This is a genomic window from Cellvibrio fontiphilus (genome assembly GCF_042646205.1).
GTDB classification, from domain to species: domain Bacteria; phylum Pseudomonadota; class Gammaproteobacteria; order Pseudomonadales; family Cellvibrionaceae; genus Cellvibrio; species Cellvibrio fontiphilus_A.
In genome coordinates this window covers 468214-491153 of the sequence record NZ_JBHRTF010000003.1, presented here as the reverse complement: position 1 = coordinate 491153, position 22940 = coordinate 468214, and the positions used below count along the sequence as shown (strand labels likewise).

The following is a 22940-nucleotide window of genomic DNA, read 5'->3' as shown; positions in this document are numbered from 1 at the left end:
TGCTGGCGTTTGTTGTCATCTGGCTTGGGCGCTACAATGCCGCTCCACTCACTCGCCGCCTGATTTCCACTTTTTACCATGACAGATAACCGCGACCACCCTGCAACCAACCCGAACAATCCAGACCGGATATACGCCAATCCACTCGCTGAAGTCAGCCGCTTTGCGTTTGATGAGCGCGTGGTTGACGTATTTCCAGACATGATCAAGCGATCGGTTCCCGGCTACGCCACTATCATCAACATGATTGGCAATCTGGCTGAACGCTACGCGCAAGCCAATAGCCATTGTTACGACCTGGGCTGTTCTCTCGGCGCGGCCACCCTCTCCATGCGCCATCGCATTCAGGCGGCTAACTGCAAAATTATTGGTGTAGATAATTCAGCAGCGATGATTGCACGCTGCCAACAAGTAATTGCGGCCGATAGCGGCGAAGTAGCCGTTGAACTTATTGAAGCGGCTATCCAGGATGTTGAAATTACCAATGCTTCAATGGCGGTTTTGAATTTCACCTTACAATTTATTGCGATTGAAGAGCGCCTCGCGACTCTGAGCGCGATATGTAATGGCCTTAATCCCGGCGGTGTACTCATACTCTCGGAAAAAGTGGCTTTTGATGATGCACCGCATCAACAACTAATGACCGAGCTACACCATAATTTTAAACGGGCCAATGGTTACAGCGATTTGGAAATTGCACAAAAACGTGCAGCTATTGAAAACTACCTCATTCCTGAAACACTCGATACCCATCGCCAACGTTTACGTCAGGCAGGCTTTTCCAGCGTGGATGTATGGTTTCAGTGTTTTAATTTTGCATCGCTTATTGCGATTAAATAACCCAAGGTTTTGTTGTGACCCATATTAATTACGACCATCTACTCGCCGCACTTGCAGACACACCTCTTGCAGACTGGGCAAAAAAATTACCCGAACAAATTGCAAATGGACTCAGCGAAAAACGTTACGGCGATTTAGCTGGCTGGAAAGCATCGCTCGCGAAGTTACCCGCCGTACCAACAAAACATATTGAACTGTGCGACGCTGTACGAATTGGTATCGCACAGGAGTGCGATGAAAATACTCGCGCGCACATCAAATCCGTATTGCAAGAATTAATTCCCTGGCGCAAAGGCCCCTACTTTATTCACGACATTCATATAGATACTGAATGGCGATCCGATTGGAAATGGGATCGGGTATTGCCTCACCTGGCACCGCTCAATGATCGACTGATTTTGGATGTGGGCTGTGGCAATGGTTATCACTGCTGGCGCATGCTGGGTGCCGGTGCCAAACGTGTAATCGGCATAGACCCGTCACCGCGTTTTATCGTGCAGTTTCACATGATCAAACATTTTGCCGGTGAGCATCACCCTATTGATGTATTACCGCTCGGCATAGAGGATTTGCCTGAGAAACTACAGGCGTTTGATACAGTCTTTTCAATGGGTGTTTTTTATCACCGCCGCTCACCTATGGATCATTTATTGGAGCTTAAAAATACCCTGCGCCCCGGTGGGCAATTGGTACTGGAAACACTGGTTATTGGTGGTGGTTTAGGCGATGTATTAGTGCCCGAGGGTCGCTATGGGATGATGAATAATGTGTGGTTTTTGCCCAGTTGCGACACCATGATTTCCTGGTTGCGCAAAATGGGATTTCAGAATCCACGCGTAGTAGATGTTTGCCCCACCACAACTGCCGAGCAACGCGCAACCGAATGGATGCGTTTTCATTCACTACCGGAGTTTTTGCACCCGGAAGATCCGCAACTCACCGTTGAAGGACACCCTGCTCCTATTCGCGCCGTGTTTGTTGCTGAAAATTAAAAAATCCCGGCAAGCTGACTTGCCGGGATTTTCATTCAAGCATTTGCATCAAACGATTGTGTTAAAAACGCAGACCCAAACTTAAAGCGGCACCTTGGGTTTCATCCGAGCCGGCGAGATAAGCAAGGTTAAGCGCACCTACACCCAGACCAAATGAATAAGTATCCTCCAGAGTATTTTTGGAGTCCTGCTCAATACCGGCACGCAGGCGCACCCACTCCCACGCACTGTATTCAAGACCAACGCGCATAAGTTGCACATCACCATTCAAACCTATGGCGGGCACTGCATTTAAATCAAGTGCGGCTTCCGCTTTAAAATTGCCATTCACATAACCCACAGCACCCGTCATTTGACGTTTGATGGAAATTTTTTCGTCTGGCTCGACAGTATTGTAGGTTTGATTTTGCAGATTGTTCACCACCAAACCGTAACGCATATTGCCGCTGATATATGTCATACCCAAGTCATAGTTCATTGAACTATCTTCCAGGGTGTATTCATCTGCATCAAAATCATCTTCATCAAAATCAGCAACGGTAGAGCTGTAAATGATGCTTTCGACTTCAACTTTTTTTGGCGTCATGCCCAATAATAAATGATCACCGTTTGCCAAATTAAAGGCTTTGGAGAATGCAACACCTATATCTGTTACCACTGCGCCGTGACCATTAATAGTGGACTCAAGCTCAGCATCAAGGCCAGCCGGATCAAGGTTTTGCGCAAGGTAGCGATCAATCAAATCCAAGTCAGCATCTGAAACATCAGGTATCAAGGATATAAAGCCGCGTGAGTTCACCACAAATGCCAAGGAAACTAATTCGTTCGGTATAGATACAACCAGGTTTGCGCCGGCAGCCACTCTCGCAGAATCACCATCAATATTTTCCAAACGGCGCTTGAGGTCTTCTGCTTGCGCTTCATCCAATTCACCAGCGAATTCCAAACGATCGATCACATCAACCAACTCGTCTGCCTGATCAATCAAATCATCTTTATCCGAGCCCAAAGCTCCCAGACTAAATAACAGCGCAAAATCATCTTTTTCCGGGTTGTAAGAAGCACCAAGACTGGGGTTAAGCAATACCCCTTCCGAATAGTTGCCCGTAGCATAAGCCGCACTCGACATCCCCGAGAAACTACCGTGGAATTCACCTGCCACTGCAGGTAATGAACAACTGATTAACGCAATGCTCAAGAGCGTTTTTTTCATTAGAAGATTCCTTAACATATAAATTTCAAAGAGCGCTGCGAAGCTCAAATGGCGATTAGCTAATGCACAACACAGGCAAGCCTTAGAAAGGCCTATCCATTAAAATAACCATGACTTATGTCACAGACGTGAAGATCATAGCAGAGAAGCTTGAAGCGACAAGTTAGCGAAAGAAAGCGAACCGGGCAGAACTGCGAATTAGTCACTGCCAAGAAATAGATAAGGTTACAAACCGCAATCAACCAAGAGGGATTTCCGGCTTTGACGCTGAACGGCTCCCCGGCGTTGGCAGGTTGTCTGCCGAGCGGTAAGTAAAAACCATAGAGAACTTGGTGTTATTTGTTGTATTGCGACCCGCGGCGTGAAACAAGTTGCTATGGAACAGCAGCAAATCACCTTGAGCCAAAGGTACAGGCAGAGCTGCTGCCAATAATTGTTGATTGGCATCCAAATCAGTACGCAAGAACTGATGCTCATCCAATTGACGGCTTTCAATCACCAAACGATGAGAACCCGGAATCACCCAAAGGCAGCCATTTTCCGGTTGCTCATTACCCAGTGCCAACCAAGCCGAAACCAGTTCCGGCTTGGCAAAATGCCAGTAACGGCTATCGCGGTGCCAACCAGTCACGCTGGAAAAAGCCGGTTGTTTGGTCATGATGCAGTTGTGATGCGCTTGGGATAAAACCACTCCCGGCCCAAGTAACTGAAGCAACATGGCTTTCAGCGGCTCACCGGTAGCCCAGGATAATAGTTTGGCGCTGCGCGCTGTTGCCATCAGTAAACGCCGTGCTGTAGTACCGCCCTCTGCACTGCGGGACTCAGGCGCTCCGGGGTAGCGAGTGTCAGCTTCAAACTCTATGGGCATAGCCTCGCGAGCCAATTCATCTTTTGCAAAGTTGACAAGTTTTTCGCAGAAAGCCGGTGCTGAAAAACCGGGTACCACAACATAACCGTCGCGTTGAAAAGAAAGCATTTGAGCGGAAGTTAACATCGCAGCAACAACTCTTGGAGTTAATAAATCAGGAGCAAAAATAAATCGCCGTTAAACCTGAGGTTTAACGGCGAAACATAAAGTGTAGATCAGGGCAAAAGGTCAACAATAGGGCTTAATCTTTAGTCTTGCAGCATTTCCAGCGGTGTATCCATACCGAACTCTACATGAACCTGTGCACACCAGCGATTTAACCGGTCAGCCGTCAGGTTTTCTTGCTGGTCTTCATCCAATGCCAGACCAACAAACATACCAGCGCCGGGAATCTCGGCCTTGGAGGCCTCAAACTCATAACCTTCTGTTGGCCAGTGACCGACAATTTCAGGGCCACTTTGAATAATCACGTCGTGCAGCATACCCATGGCATCGAGGAAATAATCACCATAACCAAACTGATCCCCCAAACCAAATAAAGCCACTTGTTTGCCAGAGAAATCGACCGCAGCAATATCATCCCAAAACTCTTCCCAGTCAGATTGGATCTGCCCAAAATCCCAGGTGGGAATGCCCAGAATCACCTTGTCGTATTGTGCAAAGTCGAGCTGGGTAACATCAGCGATGTCGCGAACATCCACTACATCTTCGCCAAAGCGCTTTTGAATACGGTAGGCAACACGCTCGGTATTACCTTCGTCACTACCAAAAAACAGACCAATTTGGGCCACGTTAACCTCGGATTCTTGGGGAAAATGAAGCTGCTAACACCAACCGCTAGTTGACCGCAGAAGCAGCAAAACGGCGCGGATTTTCCCAATATTGGGCAGAGCAAGCAAGCATGTTGTCGGGAACAGAAATAAATAACCCCGGCATGCCGGGGTTATAAAATGGGAATTTGCAGCATTCAAAGAAGGGATTAACTGCTTTTACTGTCAGAACTCAGACTAGCTTCGCTCTTACGAGCACCATTGCGCTCCATACGTTTGGATTTAAGCTCCGCCAAGGTTTGTTTTTGCTCCTCGGTCAAAACGGCCAAAAAAGCCTGATGATTTTTGGCTCCCGCAAGCGCTTGCTGCGCCTGCAAACGCCCTAAAGCATCTGCCAGCGCCGTCAGTTCCGCCTCATTCGCACCCGTCTCTACAGCCGTATCCAGCGCCGTGCGAGCTTTAACTAACTGCTCATGTAAGGTTTCGCGTGCGGATCTATTGGCCTCACGCTGGGATTTCAGGGTTGCCTTCTGGGTTTCACTCAGATCCAATTTCCGCTCCAAACGTCCCAAATGGCCTGCATATTTGCCTCCATGGTGACCACCTTTGGACATATGATGAGCCGCTCGCGCACCATCGCAGGTTTTCCCGGTTTCAGCGGCAATACCGGTAGCTGCCAGTGTTGCTGCGCCTACTAATAAAGCGCCTGCAGCCATAAATTTAATCGTGTTCATGTTGAATTCCTCAGGTAAGTTTATCGACCCAAGCGCCTCATTATTTGAACAGCGCCAGTGAATTCATTATGGGCGCTATCATGTTAAGATTGGTTAACAATTCCCAAAGAATCATGACTCTCACCAAGGCCTGGTGCACACTCAGCGCCTTGAATAACACCTTATATAACAAGGGTATGTAATGACTATGCTCAAGGTCCTGCTCATCGATGACGATAAAGAACTCAGCCAATTACTGAGTGAGTATCTGCAAACGGAAGGTTTCGCGGTAGACACTGCTTATGATGGGCAAACCGCGCTGGAACTTGCATTAAAAAACCCCTACTCAGCCATAGTGCTGGATGTCATGCTGCCCGTTCGCAATGGTTTTGATGTACTGAAAAACCTGCGCCAGCACAACCAAACCCCAGTCATTATGCTCACCGCCAAAGGCGATACCGTTGATAGGGTTATTGGCCTTGAAATTGGCGCCGACGATTATCTGGCAAAGCCTTGTGACCCGCGTGAACTGGTCGCACGAATTCGCGCCATATTGCGCCGGGCTAATCAGAAAGAAAGCTCCACTAATAGTGTCGAGCGCCTCTCCTCTGGCAAACTTTCTCTGCATTTGGGCACTCGCACTACAGCTTGGGATGGAACAGAAGTTCCACTCACCGGTACTGAATTTAGTGTTTTGGAAATTCTGGTGCGCCGTGCAGGTCAGGTGATCAGCAAAGACGATATGACTGAGCAGGCATTGAATAGAAAATTAACGCCTTATGATCGAAGTATTGATGTGCATGTGAGCAATATCCGTAAAAAAATAACGGCTGCTGGCTCCTCAAAAGATTTAATTATTAATGTCCGTGGGGCTGGCTATATGCTCACCATGAATGACGATGAATCCGGTAGTTAATGACTCGCCTCTATTTAAAGATATTTCTCACTTTCTGGCTTATCACGGTGGCGATTATTATCGGCACTAACTTGGTAGTGCATTGGTTCGATATAACGCCCGACGGTAAGCTGCAACACAGCAACACCGAGTCAGATGAAGATCCCGCCAAGCGTCTGCTATTTCAAATGGTTGGCAATGCGATCAATCGCAATACGCTACAACTCACCGAGGATCTGCGGGCAATGCCTGCTTGGTCCACGCGTTTTGTTTATGTAGTGGACAGACGCAACCGCGATTTACTTGATCGCCCGCTTCCACCTGGAGTGATGTATCTCGCACCGCGCCTGACCAGTAAACACCCTTTCGATAAAGTTCAGGATCGCAACCGAAAACTGTTTGGACGCTACATCACCTTGAATGATGGCAACAGCGTCAAGTTGATTACCATTTCTGCAGGCCGCGATGAGGGGCAGGATCGCGATATTATTTGGGAATTATTTATTGATAATATTTGGCCGCTCCTACTAGTTTCTATTTTAGTCAGTGGCTCCGCTTGTTTTTTCCTTGCTCGCCATTTCACACGCAGTATCAACACATTGCAAAAAGCCACACATCAAATTGCGCGAGGCGATTTGAGTGTGCGTATCGGCGACCAGTTCCGTGGTCGCAATGATGAAATCGCTGCTCTTGGCCGCGATTTTGACAATATGACTGAGCGACTCGAAAAAGCCATGCACGAACAAAAGCGGCTAATTAAAGATGTTTCTCATGAATTGCGAACCCCCTTAGCGCGGTTACAAATAGCTTTGGCATTGGCACAACAAAAAAGCGGTGGAATTATTGATCACGAGTTAGCGCGCATTAAACAAGCGGCTGACTACTTAAATGAAATCATCACAGAAATTCTGACACTGCCAATACAGGGACAAGATGGCTGGGTGCTGGATGACGTCATCGACTTAGCTGCACTACTGCAGACCTTGATCGAAAATTATCAAATAGATGCGCAAGAAAAGAATATTCAAATAACATTTCAATCAAACCTCGAAGAAGCTCTGGTCGCTACTCACGGCAACATGTTGGTAGGGGTTTTTGAAAATGCGCTACGCAATGCACTGCTATATACACCGACTAATTCAGAAATTTGCATTCAACTCAGCGAAACCGGTGATGGTGAGCAATACCGTATTCAAATTATGGATCAAGGCCCCGGTGTACCCGCTGACGCCCTGGAAGATATCTTCCAACCTTTTTTCCGCACCGACCAGGCTCGCGCACGCGAAAGTGGCGGCTATGGACTAGGACTCGCTATAGCCCACCGCAGTGTCAGCCTTCATAAAGGAAAAATTTGGGCTGAGAACCGCCCAAGTGGCGGCTTGAATCTTTGCGTCTTACTCCCACAGATAAAATCCTAAGCCGCGGCTTGCTACGTCATTTAATCTTCGCCATTTTTTTGACGAGCGGAAAACTTTTTCCTCATCACCGACACTACACCCGCCTTTTTATTGGCGAAAACATCTAAACAGCGCGACAAAAACTATTTAACACCATGATTTAAAAGAATAAATTGATATTCAGCCCAAATGGCATACTTTTCGCTTTACCCCTGTCATAGACGCCAAAAACGCATCTTGCGCTTTAGGGCAGCATAACCAACTAACATGACAGGTACACATATGCGGGACATGACTATGGTGACCAATGCCCAAAAGGCGAACGGCACAGGAAATATCCCACTTGGAGCCCCACAACAAGATCACGAACTTTCCATTCGAGTTCGTTTGAGCCAAGCCCTACAAATGAGCTTGGACCCAACAGAAGTGGTTTCACTTTTCTTCCATCAAATCCAACCCTTGGTTCATATTTCCGGGGTGATTTTCAAATCGGCGTCAGGCAAGGATGATTCCCGTATCGGGCGGGAATCGCTACACCATTGCGACTACCGTTTGACAACCGATGAAGGCTATTTAGGCGAAATTATCTTCAGCCGCAGTAAACGCTTCATCGAAGCTGAGCTGATGAAAATAGAACAATTGTTGGGCGCATTGGTTTATCCATTGCGCAATGCAATCCGCTACCAAAGCGCTATGCGCCTCGCCCTGCTGGATCCCTTGACGCTGGTGGGCAACCGTGCAGCGCTGAACAACAGTTTGAAACGAGAATTACAATTAGCTAATCGCCAACATCAGCAACTATCACTACTAATGATTGATGTAGATTATTTTAAAAAAATTAATGATGACTATGGCCACCATCGCGGCGATTTAATCCTCTGTGAAATTGCAAAAACCATCCAATCAGTATGTAGAAGCACTGATGGCATTTTTCGCTATGGCGGTGAAGAGTTTGTTGTTTTGTTAAATAACACCAACTCGCTTGGTGCAGAAATCATTGCAGAAAGAATTCGTGAACGTATTTCTGACACCCATATACTGCATAACTCAACAGTCATCCACACCACAGTCAGTATTGGCATCGCAACACACAAAGCGAATGGCAACAGTGAAATAGAGGAATTATTTGAACGCGCTGATAAGGCGCTCTATGCGGCCAAGCAATCCGGGCGCAACCGTACCTTTAATAGCGACTACAGTGACAAAAACTGAACGTCAAAAACAAAAAACCGCACTTGGTGCGGTTTTTTTATCAAACAACTGGTGGGCGTTTACGCGGTGGCGCTTTGACTCTACGTGGTGCTGCCGATGCAGATCTGAGCTTTTTATCATGACGTTCGCGCTGAGCTTGTTCGTCACGTGTCGGTGACATCATACGAGTATAGGTAGAACTATCGAAACCTGCCGTCATACACAGATCTTCAATTTCACGTTCGGTAAGGTCGATCCACTGGCCAACCCTCACATGTGATGGAATAAAAATATTCGCATAACGCACACGCTTCAAGCGACTAACCTTAACACCTTGGGACTCCCACAAACGTCGAACTTCACGGTTGCGTCCTTCCATTACCACGCAGTAAAACCAGCGATTCTTACCCTCTCCTGCACCGTCAACTATATCCGTGAAGCGTGCAATACCGTCTTCCAAAGCAACGCCACGCAGAAGCACATCGCGCATCTCGTCCGTTACTTCGCCCTGAATACGCACCAAATATTCACGATCAATAACCGATGAGGGATGCATTAATTTATTTGCCAGTTCACCATCGTTGGTGAATAACAATAAACCACTTGTATTGAAATCAAGACGACCTACGGAAATCCAACGCTCTCCCTTTAATGCCGGGAGATGATCGTAAACAGTAGGGCGACCTTCTGGATCAGAGCGAGAGCAAATTTCACCTTCGGGTTTATTGTACAAAATGACCCTGCGACGCGTGAGCTCTGTACGCAACACAACTCGCTGGCCATTAAAAAAAATTTTATCCTGCGGCGTTACACGATCACCTAATTTAGCAATATGGTCGTTAACTTTTACCTGACCCTGCTCTATCGCACGCTCCATTTCACGACGCGAACCAATACCTGCGCGTGCCAGTACTTTTTGCAACTTCTCATCATTAGATATTGCTGCTTGACCAGACTGATTCTCCAACTCGACACTTTTCTTAGCAAGTGAAGGTTTTTCGGCTCTGTGTTTTTTTTCACCCGCTTTTGCGTCAACGCTTTTACTGGCGACTGCTGGCTTCACAGCCTTGGCAGATTTTTTAGGTTTATCTTGGTTGATTTTCTTCACCATATTTAATGAACCACCCATTAGTGGCCCTGTTCCTCACTGTTGGCCGCAGCAGACACTTCTTCAACAGCGATAACCGCTTGTTCTTCAGCATCAACAAAGGCTTCTTCACCATCAATAAAGCCATCCTCATAAAGAGCAGCTTTAGTATCTACTTCCCCGGTCGTTAACTCTTCGAGGCTAATAATAGGCTGCTCATCAGGAATTGGCGCGTCTGTGTCTTGCTCGCCAATACCAGCTTCCCCCAAATCCAACACCGGATTTAACTCATCCAGATCACGAATCTCACTGAGCGATGGCAACTCCTCCAAACTTTTTAAATTAAAGTAATCCAAAAATTGTCTGGTTGTTGCATAAAGCGAAGGGCGCCCAGGCACATCGCGATGACCAATGACCTTAACCCAGTCGCGCTCCAGCAATGTCTTCATGATGTGCGAGCTGACAGCAACACCGCGGATTTCTTCAATATCACCACGGGTAATCGGCTGACGATATGCAATTAACGCCAAAGTCTCCAATAGTGCACGGGAGTATTTTTGTGGTTTCTCCTCCCAAAGACGATTAACCCAAGGAGCCAAATCATCGCGCACCTGAAAGCGCCAACCTGATGCCACCTCTTTGAGTTCAAAACCTCGTCCTTCGCAGCTTTGTTGGATGCTGGTAAGTGCTGCCAGTATTTCGTCCTTACTGGGTGCTACTTCAGCATCAAACAAATCCAGCATGCGCGCCAACGTTATTGGCTGCCCCGCTGCCAGTATAGCGCCTTCAATAATTTGGCACAGACGGCCAGCATCAACAGGCATTTGAGTAACAGGAACTGTTGCGGATTCTTCTACATCATCGGCAACCATTGCGCCAACTTCCTGTTCATCCAACGCTTTATCAATATCTTGAGTGAGTTCGGTCATTGTGTTCTAGCTTTTACGTGAATTGGTGCAAAGGATTCGCTTTGAACTATCTCCACCAATGATTCTTTTATCAATTCCATTACCGCAAGAAAAGTTACAACCACACCCAAACGCCCCTCTCCTACCTTAAAAAGGCTGACAAAAGGTACGAAATGTTGATGCGCAAGAATGTCCAACACCTGCGCCATACGTTCGCGCGTCGACAGCTTTTCTTTGGAAATATGATGACTCTCAAACATATCAGCACGACGCAACACCTCCGAAAGCGCCAGCAATAACTCCTGCAATTCCACATCAGGATCTGGACGAGTCAAGTTGCGGTCAGGGCCAGTTGCGGTAACAGGAAATACGTTGCGCGCCACACGCGGCAACTTATCCAAATCCTCAGCGGCTTGTTTAAAACGCTCGTATTCCTGCAAGCGACGAATTAATGACGCACGCGGATCCTCTTCCTCTTCATGCTCTTCGCTGGAGCGAGGCAGTAGCATGCGCGATTTAATCTCTGCCAACATTGCTGCCATCACCAAATATTCAGCAGCCAATTCAAATTGATGAGACTCCATCAAATTCACATAAGCCATGTACTGAGACGTAATTTCTGAAACATTAATTTCAAGAATATCAATATTTTGGCGACGAATTAGGTAAAGCAATAAATCCAGAGGCCCCTCAAATGCCTCAAGAAAAACTTCAAGTGCATCTGGGGGGATATACAAATCCTGAGGTAGTTGCGTGTAAGCCTTTCCGTGAACCACAGCAAAGGGCATCTCCCCCTGTTGCGGCACTTTTGCGTGCGAAATATCTACATCAGAAGTATTCGCTTCACCGGACTCATTCTGAAGATCTGCTTTAACCACATCTGTTGGCTTCGAATCGATAGCAGCATCCGGATCCACCAGAGGGATAGGTTCAAGAAATTCAGTCACTCGGTAAACTCGCAGTCAGATATGTGCAAAGGAGAGACGGGATGCCAAACTGAAACCCCGGACGATAAAGCGTTGCATTATAACGATTTACATGAGCTCCGGACAGCAGCCGTAAGTGCTGCGAAAACCCATTGAAAATCAACTAACTAGATTCAAATACAGTAAAGTCACCCTTACCCTGTCGCACCAGCTCGGGCAGTTCTTGGGTCAGATCGATCACAGTAGTCGGCTCAAGACCACAGTAACCTCCATCGATCACTAATTCGACAAAATGCTCCAGAGTGTCGCGGATATCATAGGGGTCGGTCATAGGAAACTCTTCACCCGGAAGCAATAAGCTACTGCTCATGAGCGGTTCACCCAACTCCTCAAGCAGAGCCAAAGCAATTGGATTATCAGGAACTCGCAGACCAATCGTTTTACGTTTTGGATGCATTAACCGGCGCGGCACATCAGCGGTAGCCTCAAGGATAAAAGTGTAGGCACCAGGTGTGTGACTTTTGAGCAAACGAAAAACCCGGTTGTCCACTCGCGCATAGGTCGCAAGCTCGGATAGATCTCGACACATCAAGGTAAAGTTATGGTTTTTATCGAGTTTACGCAGAGAACGGATACGTTCTAATGCATCTTTGTCACCTATGTGACAACCCAGCGCATAAGCAGAATCAGTAGGATAAGCAATAACGCCACCTTTGCGGACAATATCAGCCGCCTGCACGATTAAACGATGCTGGGGATTTTCGGGATGAATTTGGAAAAACTGCGCCATACCAGAGGCTCCTCACGACATTACCCGGCCTGAATGCCAGGTAAACAAGTTGGTAACGCTTGCAGGCGTTAAGACTAATTAGTGTTATAGCCTAATAATTCCCATACTGGTCTAGCATGGTTTGGTAACTGACCGAAATTTCCCAACTCCTGCCAAGGTTGGTCAGGCACATGGAAATCCGAACCACAGGAGGCATAAAGATTGCGCTCAGCTGCGATTCGCAACAAATCCTCCGTCGTAGCGCTAGGCTGCAAGCCACTGATCACCTCAATTGCATCGCCACCGGCAGCAACAAAAGAATCAGCCAAAGCACAGATCTTGGTACGTGTCAGCTCATACTTATTGGGGTGCGCCAGAACAGCTACGCCACCCGCATCATGAATCCAACGAATCACCTGGTCCATAAGCGGCCATTGGTACTTCACATCCGCAGGCTTACCTGCCCCTAAATATTTTTTGAATGCAGCATTAATATTTTTTACCGCACCAACTTCGACTAAATACTGAGCAAAGTGCGGCCGACAAACACTGGACTCGCCTGCATAAGCCCTAGCGCCAGTCAGCGCGTAGGGAAAGCCTAGCTTAGTCAAACGATCTCCGATAGCAATCGAGCGCGCCTCACGCGCCTGTGCCTGCCGACTTATCGCATCAGCCAAGACAGCAGATTTTGTATCAATCCCGAGACCAACAATATGAACACCTCCCCGCCCCCATTGACTGGAGAATTCGATACCCGGAATCAGTTGTAGCGAAGCTTCTAGCGCGGCTTTTTGTGCAATACCTACCCCAGCTATGGTATCGTGATCCGTAATCGCAAGCACTGAAACATTGCGAGCTTTTGCACGCTCAACCAGTGCATCAGGGCTTAGCATGCCGTCAGAAAAATAGGTATGGCAATGCAGGTCAAAAATCACTCAAACACCCTATTTTGAGATCAACAGGTTTGATCATGACTGATAACAACTCCAAAAATTCATCACCCATCTTAGCTGATAAGCCCTCTGCGCAAACAACAAATATCCAACCCAAACCTAAAAAAGAGAGCTTTTTTGCCAACCTGTTGATGAACATCGTCATTCCGACGCTAATTCTGACCAAACTCAGTGATGCAGAATACCTGGGAGCCACATGGGGATTAATCGTTGCCCTCGCCTTTCCACTTAGCTACGGTTTTCGTGACTTTATTGCCAACAAAAAAATTAATGCATTTTCAGCGCTAGGTATTATCAGTGTATTGCTAACCGGTGGATTGAGTTTATTCAAACTTGCACCTGAGTACTTTGCGATCAAAGAAGCGGCCATCCCCGGTATTTTGGGCATAGTCACACTGGTATCAATAAAAACCCGCTACCCATTAGTAAAAGTATTCATATACAACGACAAGGTTCTAAAAATAGACAAAGTAAATGCCGCACTTCAGCAACACCAAACCCAAAAACTTTTTGAACGCACACTTGTTAATGCCTCGCTAATGATTGCAGCTTCATTCTTTTTGTCATCAATCTTGAATTATGTGTTAGCCAAACTAATCCTAATAAGCCAACCAGGAACTGCTGAATTTAATGCTGAGTTAGGTAAGATGACTGCGTTGAGCTACCCTGTCATTGCACTTCCGATGCTAGTGATTATGATGGGGACTCTATTTTATGTCTTTCGCAGTATTCGCTTGCTTACCCACTTAACTTTCGAAGAAGTGATTAATGACGGCTCAGGCGATTAAGTGGCCAGCCCGTTCACACTTTAATTAACGAACCCTATGTCAGCACTCTTAAAGACTCGCTGCACAAGACTTTATCTTAAGGTTGATTATGTACTACGCAATCATCAGTGAAGACGTATCAAATAGTCTCGATAAACGCAAAATAGCACGCCCTGCACACTTGGCACGCCTGCAACAATTAACAGACGAAGGCCGCCTGATAATCGCGGGCCCACACCCTGCTATTGATAACGGCAACCCCGGCGATGCGGGCTTTACTGGCAGCTTGGTCGTAGCAGAATTCAACTCTTTGGAAGAAGCACAACGCTGGGCAAACGAAGACCCCTATTTGACCGCCGGAGTCTATGCCAAGGTGACCGTTAAACCTTTCAAGAAAGTGCTGCCTTAATTATTCAAATCTCAGGACTGGAGCCATTGTGAAAAAATATTTAGCTTTTTTAAGTGCCGGACTCTCGCTTCTAGCTCTGCCGCTCGCAAGCTTACCCGCTGCCGCCATCGAAAAATATGTATCCGATGTTATTTATGTACCCGTGCGTAGCGATAAAAGCCCACAAGCAGGCATCCTGCAACAAGGCGTACCCAGCGGTACCAAGTTAAATTTTTTGCGCGAGGAAATTGGTGCAGATAATAATTTATGGTCGCTCGTTGTTACCCCAGAGGGTACAGAAGGCTGGATTCGCAGCCAGAATATTAGCGACAAACCTACAGCTGCACTAAAACTCGCCGCCTTGTCAGATTCATCCCGCAATCTTTTGAGCCTACAGACAGAAAACACTGAGCTAAAAGCACAATTGGAAAAGTTGCAACAAGAGCATCAACAACTACTCAACGATACCGAAGACATGCGTCAAGCTGCTACAACAGCGATGAATCTTGAGGAAGAACATCAACGTATGCTTACCGAAAATCAATTACTGCAAACACATGCTGACGTATTAAAGGCAGAAAATGAAAAACTAAAAGACAGTGATCGTTTTAATCACTGGCTGTATGGTGGTGGTTTAATTATTGGAGGTGTACTCCTGTCTTTTATATTACAGGGTATTGGTCGTCGCAAACGCAAATCTGAATGGCGATAAGGTACAGAGAGATATGATTTCAAAAAAATTAGCGAGCTTCTTGTTTATTGTATCTGCTGTATTTTCAGCACCTATCTTTGCCAATGATGACTTAACAAAAACAAACCTCATTGCGATGAAAACAGATTTGGGGACTTTTGTAATAGAGTTATATCCAAAAGCCGCACCTGAAACAGTCAAAAATTTCCTTCATTACATAGACACTAAATTCTATGAAGGGACTATTTTTCACCGTGTAGTTCCGGGCTTTGTAGTACAAGGCGGGGGGATGACATTCGACTTTACGGAAAAGCCAACCGAAAAGCCTATTATCAATGAATCCATGAATGGCTTACCCAACGATTACAGAAGCGTTGCTATGGCGCGCCAAACAGACCCGGATAGTGCGACATCGCAGTTTTATATTAATTTGAAAAACAATCCCGGCCTGAATGCAACTGAAACAAAACCTGGTTACACAGTATTTGGAAAAGTAGTAGCTGGCATGGAGGTGATAGAAAAAATTGCCAAGGAACCACTCGGAATGTTTAAAGCATATCCAGAGGCACCGAATTATGCGGTACGTATTTTGAGCGCGACAAAAACAACATCCGCTGAAGCACAAGCAATTATCGAAGAGCAGCGCGCAATTAAACCATCAAGCCTTAAAGATGCATTGGTACCGGTAAATGACTCACAGCAATAACACCGCGCTCAGCGTTAACTTGAATAAAATTGCACTGATTCGCAATTCTCGCCCCGGGAATTACCCCAATGTATTAACCCATGGAGAAATTTGCATCAATGCGGGTGCAGACGGAATCACCGTTCATCCACGACCAGATCAACGTCATATTCGCCCGCATGATGTATACGAACTCAGCGAGCTGGTTAGTAACTATCCCGGAATAGAGTTCAATATCGAAGGCAACCCTTTCGCCGAATCAATCGCTGACTTTCCCGGTTTTCTTAAGCTGGTGTGCAATACAAAACCACATCAATGTACGCTGGTTCCTGACACCAATCATCAGCTGACCTCTGATCACGGCTTTGATCTACATCGCAGCGGAAAATCTTTGCAACCAGTTATCAAACAACTAAAGGATTTTGGTATTCGAGTATGCCTTTTTATGGATCCAGACATAGAACAAATCACCTTGGCAAAAGCCTTGGGAGCTGATCGTATAGAGCTCTATACGGGCCCCTACGCTGAAGCGTTTAAAACTCCCGGTGCATCATTCGATAGATTATTCGAAAAATATTTGAGTGCTGCTGGCCACGCGCAGTCTATTGGCATAGGGGTCAATGCAGGCCACGACTTGAACCTCGACAATCTCGGATATTTTCGCAAAATTCCAGCCTTGCTCGAAGTTTCGATTGGTCACGCGCTGACTGTTGACGCCATCAATATGGGGCTAAGTAGTGCAGTAAAAACTTACAAAGCTATCTGTACCAGCTAACAATCACGCCCTGCAAATATTAAATACTCACCCCAGAAAAAAGCATGAATACAACCCGAGAAGACAGCCCAGCCTATTTAGAAAAAAAACGCTTTTTTGATTCCCTTATGACTGTCTATGGGCGCAAAACTGTGTTTGAAGCGCTACAAGACCCTGCCACTTATTTATATAGATTACACCTTGCCAAAAGTAACAAACCTGCTGAGATTTTAACGGACATTATTTGCCTAGCCGAACAGAAAGGCGCGGAAATTATTTATCATGATCGTCAAGCTTTATCCCGCATTTCAAAAAACTCAGCACAAGATCAGGGAGTTGCTGCCGACCTGCAATTGCGCGGCTATCAACATTACGATAAGTTTTTACAGGATAATCGCCAACAAAAATACAACTTGATTGCGTTGGATGGTGTACATAACCCACAAAATCTAGGCATGATCATTCGTTCAGCTTGTGCTGGCAATATTGATGGCATCCTTCTACCGCAAAAGGGTAATGCGCAGATCGATCCATTAGTAATTAAAGCCAGTGCAGGAACTGTTTTTCGTGCACCACTGTTGCGCTGCAAAGATTTAACTGAAGCATTAATGGATTTCAAACAAAAAGGCGCCATTGTCTGCGCACTTTCCTCGCATGCAACAACAGAACTCAAAAAATTCTCACCTGAGAAAGCTTGTATTTATGTGCTGGGAAATGAAACAGAAGGAGTTTCCCACGCAGTTCAAAAACTATGTGATGAAAGCGTGAAAATACCAATGAACAATGGTGTTGAATCGCTGAATGTAGCTGTTACTGCTGCACTTATCGCATTTAGATGACACAATCACAACGCATTTCAAGAAAGCCATGCTGAACTTAGGTAAAAAAAGAGAGGGCCACACCCCTCTCTTTTTTATCGATTGGCAAGCAAATCAAGCCATCAAAGCTTGTATCCATCCTCTTCGTGCAACGCCAAATCCAATCCCATCGTTTCGTCCTCTTTGCTCACACGTAAACCAGATGTAAAAAGCCCAGTTAATTTCAGCAGGACGTAGGTAACCAGTGCAGTGTATACAAAAGTCACCACTACACCGAGCAACTGAATGCCCAACTGCTCCCCCATTGAATTAACTCCCGAGGCAAATCCCTGACCGCTAAAAACACCTAATTCAGTCGATGCAAATACACCGGCAAGAATAGTACCCAATATGCCGCCAACACCATGCACGGGGAACACATCTAAAGAATCGTCTATTTTCCAAACGCGCTTAACCAATTGAGTCATATAAAAACAAACAATCCCTGCACTCAAACCAATTATCAAAGCACCACCAGGACCAACATAACCAGAGGCAGGAGTAATAGTGCCAAGGCCAGCGACCATCCCCGTCACAATACCCAAAGCACTTGGCTTTCTGAATCGCATCCATTCAACTGCCATCCACGATAGAGCGCCTGCGGCAGCAGAAATATGAGTTACAAGCATAGCCATAGCTGCATTACCATCTGCAGCCAATGCACTACCGGCATTAAAACCAAACCAACCCACCCACAGCATACCAGCGCCAGTTACGGTCATAGTCATGTTGTGCGGAGGCATCGCTGTGGTAGGAAAACCATGTCGCTTACCCACTACAATTGCGGCAACCAATGCAGCGACACCAGCAGTAATATGCACAACAGTACCACCAGCAAAATCTAAAAGACCCTTTTGAAACAACCATCCTGAGCCGGCCCACACCCAGTGACACACTGGAATATATACAGCAAACAACCAGAGCCCCGAAAACAGTAGCATCGAAGAAAATTTCACACGCTCTGCGAAAGCCCCCACAATCAACGCTGGTGTAATAATCGCAAATGTCATCTGAAACATCGCGTGCAAACTCAATGGGATACCACCAGAAACCGCGCCTTCGGTGACACCATCAAAGAACACCATACTCAAATCACCAATCCAGGCATTGCCTTCGCCAAATGCTAAGCTATAACCGGCCACAAGCCACAGTAAGGAAACCATGCAAGCGATAGCAAAACACTGCATCAACACAGAAAGAATATTCTTGACGCGAACAAGCCCACCATAGAATAAAGCCAAACCAGGCAGGGTCATAAAAAGCACAAGCGCTGTTGACGTGAGAATCCAAGCCGTATTTGCTTGATTAATATCTCCCTCAGCCAAGGCATTTGATGAAATTAATGCGGTGGCACAGGCACCACCGACGAGCGAAGTTATGGATTTTGGCTTTTTCATAGCTACCCCATGATATTTATTGTTCGGCACTCTTGGCGACAAACAAGAAGAAATGACGTTTGAAACGCTTCATAATGAGACGATCATGAAACGGCTCACCTAAAAACTGTCACTTAACAAAGCTAACATTTAACCAAGCGCACAATTAAAGAGCATTATTTTATAAATATTAGCGCGAAAATTACGTGGCCAAGCACTTAAGCAAAAAACAATCCATAACAAAAAAAACCAATCAGATCATAAAGTTAAAACCTATATAAGTTTCACCAAACAAAAATTGAGCACCATTTTCAAGCACAATAAAAATTTACGCACCATATATGATCACACATTTATCAAAACCTATAACAAAACACTTAAGTTACAATAGTTCACCGTTATTAAACTAAACCAAGAATTAAATGACACTTTCTATCGCCACCCTAATTAGCGCATTCACAATTGCACTAATCACATCGAAGCTAATAATCTATTTTTTTGGCAAGCGCCTTTTAGATATTCCAAATGATCGAAGCTCACATACAACGCCAACTCCGCGAGGGGGAGGAATAGCTATAGTGTTAGGAACGATTGGAGCATCACTTTTTGCTTACTTTTCAGGCGGAATATCAAAAGAACTACTCATACTTCTACTTCCAGGCGTAATAATGGCAGCAGTAGGGATAATAGATGACATCAAAAACCTTAACATCCGCATAAGACTTGGCCTGCAGATAGTCACAGCCACACTGATCTCAAGCACACTATTAAATGACATTAATGAACCACCATTTCTCGAGCTCTTGCTATTTTTAACATCGGCAATAGGAATTGTCTGGCTCACAAATTTGTATAATTTTATGGATGGTATTAACGGGTTAGCTGCGCTCCAAACTATATTTGTTTGCATCAGCATGAGCCTTCTTTTTTATCTTCAAGCAACCCATGTAGATGTTGCTATCATCTTGATTTTACTAGCGCTTGCTAGCCTCGGCTTTTTGTATTGGAACTTTCCCACCGCTCAAATTTTTATGGGAGACGTAGGCAGCCTTTTCATCGGAATCACGCTGGCAACTTTGATGGTTTGGACAAGCCGAGACAGCTTTATAACTAGCTGTAGCTGGCTAATTTTGATGGCAGCGTTTATCACAGACGCAACTTACACACTGCTTATGCGGATCATAAGTGGACAAAAATTTTACCTTCCACATCGTTCTCACCTCTACCAAAAGCTGGCACTAAAAAGAAAGTCACACACCCAAGCAACCCTTCTGATTATGGCATTTAATATTTTTTGGCTACTTCCTATCGCATTAACGATACAGATTGGTTGGCTTAATGAATTTATTGGGTTGTGCTTGGCATACACACCAGCAATTTATTGTGCATATAAAATGAGGGCAGGAAAAACTGCGCACTAAAAAGCAGAAAGCAGAAAGCAGAAAGCAGAAAGCAGAAAGCAGAAAGCAGAATTTTAAAACAAAAAAGCTTGAGCAAAAAAGTAAGGAGTTATTTACCAATACTTTCATTTACCCGGTCGCGCATCTCTTTACCAGGTTTAAAATGAGGAACATATTTACCTTCTAAAACAACAGTCTCACCTGTCTTGGGGTTACGGCCTGTACGAGGGGCACGATAATGAAGAGAAAAGCTACCAAAACCACGAATCTCGATACGCTCACCCGATGCTAAAATATCAGACATATAGTCAAGCAATAGCTTTACTGACATCTCAACATCTTTAACAGTCAACTGATTCTGTTTCTCGGTAATGTATTCGATCAATTCTGATTTTGTCATAACCCGCTCTCTTTTATTGGCCAATGGCAAGCAACACAAACATCATAGCTGAACTGAAACTCTTGTAAACCTTCAAAAAATAATGGCCAGCAATGCTGGCCATCATCTACAAGCAAAATTACTCTTTGCTTTGCATTTGCGCTTTAATCAAGTCACCTAAGGTAGTTGGAGAAGCTTGATCCGACTGCTTACTGGAAAGCTCTTTCATTGCAGTTTTTTCTTCTTCAACGTCTTTAGATTTTACTGACAGGCTGATGCTACGATTTTTGCGATCTACAGCAATGATCTTAGCTTCAACTTCGTCACCGACTTTCAGCAGGTTGCGAGCGTCTTCCACCTTCTCGCGGCTCAACTCAGAAGCCTTCAGAGTAGCTTCTACGTCGTCAGCCAACGTGATGACAGCTGCCTTTGCTTCAACTTCTTTTACGATACCTTTAACAACGGCACCCTTATCATTCACAGAAACATATTCTGAGAAGGGGTCGGTTTCCAACTGCTTGATACCCAAAGAAATACGCTCGCGCTCTGGGTCGATGGCCAAGACCACAGTTTCCAGCTCATCACCTTTCTTGTACTTACGCACAGCTTCTTCGCCAGCTTCGTGCCAAGAGATATCTGACAAGTGAACCAGACCGTCAATACCGCCATCCAAACCGATGAAGATACCGAAGTCAGTGATTGACTTGATTTTGCCGCTGATCTTGTCACCTTTGGCACAAGTACGGGCAAATGCATCCCATGGATTCTCTTGGCATTGTTTCAAGCCGAGAGAGATACGACGACGCTCTTCGTCGATATCCAATACCATAACTTCAATTTCGTCGCCCAACTGAACAACTTTTGAAGGATGGATATTTTTGTTAGTCCAGTCCATTTCCGAAACGTGGATCAAACCTTCAACACCCTCTTCCAACTCTGCGAAGCAGCCGTAATCAGTCAAATTGGTTACTTTTGCTTTCACACGAGCGCCTTCCGGGTAACGCTTGGTGATTTGGATCCATGGATCTTCGCCCAATTGTTTCAAGCCAAGAGATACACGGTTACGCTCACGATCAAATTTCAATACTTTAACGTCGATTTCATCGCCAACGTTTACGATTTCACCTGGGTGCTTGATACGCTTCCAAGCCATGTCGGTGATATGCAACAGACCATCAACACCGCCCAAGTCAACGAATGCGCCGTAGTCGGTAAGGTTTTTAACGATACCCTTAACAGCTTGACCTTCTTGCAAAGTGGCCAGCAATTCATCGCGCTCAACAGAGTTAGCCTGCTCCAATACCGCACGACGAGAAACAACAACGTTATTGCGTTTTTGATCGAGCTTGATAACTTTAAATTCCAGCTCTTTACCTTCCAAATGGGTAGTTTCGCGCACAGGGCGAACGTCAACCAATGAACCCGGAAGGAAGGCACGGATACCAGCAACGTCAACAGTGAAACCACCCTTAACCTTACCGTTAATAACACCTTTGATAACTTCTTCAGCAACATGAGCCGCTTCAAGAATTTTCCACGCTTCTGCGCGCTTGGCTTTTTCGCGTGACAGTTTGGTTTCACCGAAACCATCTTCAACACTTTCAAGAGCCACTTGTACTTCGTCGCCGATCTGGAGATTCAACTCACCCAGCTCGTTACGGAATTGTTCTGCGGGGATCACACCTTCAGACTTCAAGCCTGCGTGTACGGTAACCCAATCTTTGTCGATATCGATAACTACGCCGGTAACAATGGTGCCTGGCACCATATCAACGGTTTTTAAACTCTCTTCAAATAACTCAGCAAAACTTTCGTTCATACTCATCGTATTACCTATAAAGTAGAGACACAGGCGTCAACAACTACACCCTGTCTTTTCCGCATGGCCAGTCATGCGGGTCAATTAAAGTAAAGTGAAAGCCCCCTCAGGCTGGGTTTGACGACATCCACTACTGCCAAGAATGTTGTTAATGACTGAAATCACAAAGTCGCAAATTTAGCAGGCGCGAGACCTTACCAGAAAGAGCAATATTTTTCAATCAACTCAGCAAGTTGAATACCGAGGGTTGAACAGCCCATAGCACCTATTGGGAAATAGAAATCAACAACCACCCCATGAGC

Annotated in this window: 24 protein-coding genes; 12 read left to right on the top strand and 12 right to left on the bottom strand. The window is 45.7% G+C overall.

The annotated features are described in order from the left end of the window. Window positions 1-78 precede the first annotated feature (78 nt). The gene (cmoA, locus tag ACFODX_RS07805) at window positions 79-840 is read left to right on the top strand and encodes a carboxy-S-adenosyl-L-methionine synthase CmoA (RefSeq protein ID WP_378117751.1); all 762 of its coding nucleotides are present in this window, start codon (window positions 79-81) and stop codon (window positions 838-840) included. A gap of 23 nt (window positions 841-863) precedes the next feature. Beyond that, window positions 864-1832, top strand: a complete 969-nt coding sequence (gene cmoB / locus ACFODX_RS07800; RefSeq protein WP_378118131.1) for a tRNA 5-methoxyuridine(34)/uridine 5-oxyacetic acid(34) synthase CmoB — start codon at window positions 864-866, stop codon at window positions 1830-1832. A gap of 61 nt (window positions 1833-1893) precedes the next feature. Here cmoB and traF read toward each other — a convergent pair whose 3' ends face one another. The 4 genes from traF to ACFODX_RS07780 form a co-directional block, all read right to left on the bottom strand. Further along, window positions 1894-3045, bottom strand: a complete 1152-nt coding sequence (gene traF / locus ACFODX_RS07795) for a conjugal transfer protein TraF (protein WP_378117749.1) — start codon at window positions 3043-3045, stop codon at window positions 1894-1896. A gap of 238 nt (window positions 3046-3283) precedes the next feature. Continuing rightward, on the bottom strand, window positions 3284-4039 hold the full coding sequence (locus tag ACFODX_RS07790; protein WP_378117746.1) for a phytanoyl-CoA dioxygenase family protein: 756 nt from the start codon (window positions 4037-4039) through the stop codon (window positions 3284-3286). A 122-nt stretch (window positions 4040-4161) separates the two neighbouring features. Next, window positions 4162-4704, bottom strand: coding sequence for a flavodoxin (locus tag ACFODX_RS07785; RefSeq protein WP_324260088.1), 543 nt, complete (start codon window positions 4702-4704; stop codon window positions 4162-4164). Between the two features lie 188 nt (window positions 4705-4892). Beyond that, complete coding sequence (locus ACFODX_RS07780; protein WP_378117744.1) at window positions 4893-5417, bottom strand: Spy/CpxP family protein refolding chaperone; 525 nt, start codon at window positions 5415-5417, stop codon at window positions 4893-4895. Window positions 5418-5604: 187 nt separating this feature from the next. Between ACFODX_RS07780 and ACFODX_RS07775 the strand changes: the two genes are divergently transcribed. From ACFODX_RS07775 to ACFODX_RS07765, 3 genes are all read left to right on the top strand, one after another. Beyond that, complete coding sequence (locus ACFODX_RS07775) at window positions 5605-6312, top strand: response regulator (RefSeq protein WP_378118129.1); 708 nt, start codon at window positions 5605-5607, stop codon at window positions 6310-6312. After that, window positions 6312-7709, top strand: a complete 1398-nt coding sequence (locus ACFODX_RS07770) for an ATP-binding protein (protein WP_378117742.1) — start codon at window positions 6312-6314, stop codon at window positions 7707-7709. Before ACFODX_RS07775 ends, ACFODX_RS07770 begins: the two co-directional genes overlap by 1 nt. Before the next feature lie 261 nt (window positions 7710-7970). Then, a complete protein-coding gene (locus ACFODX_RS07765; protein ID WP_378117740.1) occupies window positions 7971-8900 on the top strand; it encodes a GGDEF domain-containing protein in 930 nt (309 codons plus the stop codon). Between the two features lie 40 nt (window positions 8901-8940). Here ACFODX_RS07765 and rluB read toward each other — a convergent pair whose 3' ends face one another. The 5 genes from rluB to ACFODX_RS07740 all read right to left on the bottom strand — a co-directional run bounded on the left by rluB (window position 8941) and on the right by ACFODX_RS07740 (window position 13504). After that, entirely contained in the window at window positions 8941-10008 is a 1068-nt protein-coding gene (gene rluB, locus ACFODX_RS07760; RefSeq protein ID WP_378117737.1) for a 23S rRNA pseudouridine(2605) synthase RluB, read from the bottom strand. Further along, window positions 10008-10895, bottom strand: a complete 888-nt coding sequence (scpB, locus tag ACFODX_RS07755; RefSeq protein WP_378117735.1) for an SMC-Scp complex subunit ScpB — start codon at window positions 10893-10895, stop codon at window positions 10008-10010. The genes rluB and scpB overlap by 1 nt, the downstream gene beginning before the upstream one ends. Then, window positions 10892-11821 (bottom strand): segregation and condensation protein A, encoded by a 930-nt coding sequence (locus tag ACFODX_RS07750; RefSeq protein WP_378117733.1) that lies wholly within the window; start codon window positions 11819-11821, stop codon window positions 10892-10894. Before ACFODX_RS07750 ends, scpB begins: the two co-directional genes overlap by 4 nt. A 142-nt stretch (window positions 11822-11963) precedes the next feature. Further along, the gene (locus ACFODX_RS07745; RefSeq protein ID WP_378117731.1) at window positions 11964-12590 is read right to left on the bottom strand and encodes an L-threonylcarbamoyladenylate synthase; all 627 of its coding nucleotides are present in this window, start codon (window positions 12588-12590) and stop codon (window positions 11964-11966) included. Window positions 12591-12664: 74 nt separating this feature from the next. Continuing rightward, window positions 12665-13504, bottom strand: coding sequence for a PHP domain-containing protein (locus tag ACFODX_RS07740; protein ID WP_378117729.1), 840 nt, complete (start codon window positions 13502-13504; stop codon window positions 12665-12667). A 35-nt stretch (window positions 13505-13539) separates the two neighbouring features. Here ACFODX_RS07740 and ACFODX_RS07735 point away from each other — a divergent pair, with 35 nt between their 5' ends. The 6 genes from ACFODX_RS07735 to rlmB all read left to right on the top strand — a co-directional run bounded on the left by ACFODX_RS07735 (window position 13540) and on the right by rlmB (window position 17646). Beyond that, entirely contained in the window at window positions 13540-14310 is a 771-nt protein-coding gene (locus ACFODX_RS07735) for a VC0807 family protein (RefSeq protein WP_378117727.1), read from the top strand. Window positions 14311-14398: 88 nt separating this feature from the next. Next, window positions 14399-14698, top strand: coding sequence for a YciI family protein (locus tag ACFODX_RS07730; RefSeq protein ID WP_378117725.1), 300 nt, complete (start codon window positions 14399-14401; stop codon window positions 14696-14698). A 28-nt stretch (window positions 14699-14726) separates the two neighbouring features. Further along, window positions 14727-15389 (top strand): TIGR04211 family SH3 domain-containing protein, encoded by a 663-nt coding sequence (locus ACFODX_RS07725; protein WP_378117723.1) that lies wholly within the window; start codon window positions 14727-14729, stop codon window positions 15387-15389. 13 nt (window positions 15390-15402) lie between these two features. Continuing rightward, a complete protein-coding gene (locus ACFODX_RS07720; RefSeq protein ID WP_378117721.1) occupies window positions 15403-16074 on the top strand; it encodes a peptidylprolyl isomerase in 672 nt (223 codons plus the stop codon). Beyond that, window positions 16058-16828: a pyridoxine 5'-phosphate synthase gene (locus ACFODX_RS07715; protein WP_378117719.1), complete on the top strand. Its 771-nt coding sequence runs from the start codon at window positions 16058-16060 to the stop codon at window positions 16826-16828. Before ACFODX_RS07720 ends, ACFODX_RS07715 begins: the two co-directional genes overlap by 17 nt. 44 nt (window positions 16829-16872) lie before the next feature. Further along, window positions 16873-17646, top strand: a complete 774-nt coding sequence (gene rlmB / locus ACFODX_RS07710; RefSeq protein ID WP_378117717.1) for a 23S rRNA (guanosine(2251)-2'-O)-methyltransferase RlmB — start codon at window positions 16873-16875, stop codon at window positions 17644-17646. Window positions 17647-17747: 101 nt separating this feature from the next. Here the strand turns inward: rlmB and ACFODX_RS07705 are convergent, their stop codons facing one another. After that, on the bottom strand, window positions 17748-19061 hold the full coding sequence (locus tag ACFODX_RS07705; protein WP_378117715.1) for an ammonium transporter: 1314 nt from the start codon (window positions 19059-19061) through the stop codon (window positions 17748-17750). Window positions 19062-19462: 401 nt separating this feature from the next. On the opposite strand from ACFODX_RS07705, the gene ACFODX_RS07700 reads away from it, so the two are divergent. Beyond that, window positions 19463-20461: an MraY family glycosyltransferase gene (locus ACFODX_RS07700; protein ID WP_378117713.1), complete on the top strand. Its 999-nt coding sequence runs from the start codon at window positions 19463-19465 to the stop codon at window positions 20459-20461. Window positions 20462-20549: 88 nt separating this feature from the next. Here the strand turns inward: ACFODX_RS07700 and ihfB are convergent, their stop codons facing one another. Further along, window positions 20550-20840 (bottom strand): integration host factor subunit beta, encoded by a 291-nt coding sequence (gene ihfB / locus ACFODX_RS07695; RefSeq protein ID WP_324259207.1) that lies wholly within the window; start codon window positions 20838-20840, stop codon window positions 20550-20552. Between the two features lie 118 nt (window positions 20841-20958). After that, window positions 20959-22638 (bottom strand): 30S ribosomal protein S1, encoded by a 1680-nt coding sequence (rpsA, locus tag ACFODX_RS07690; protein WP_078045611.1) that lies wholly within the window; start codon window positions 22636-22638, stop codon window positions 20959-20961. Window positions 22639-22940: the final 302 nt, after the last annotated feature.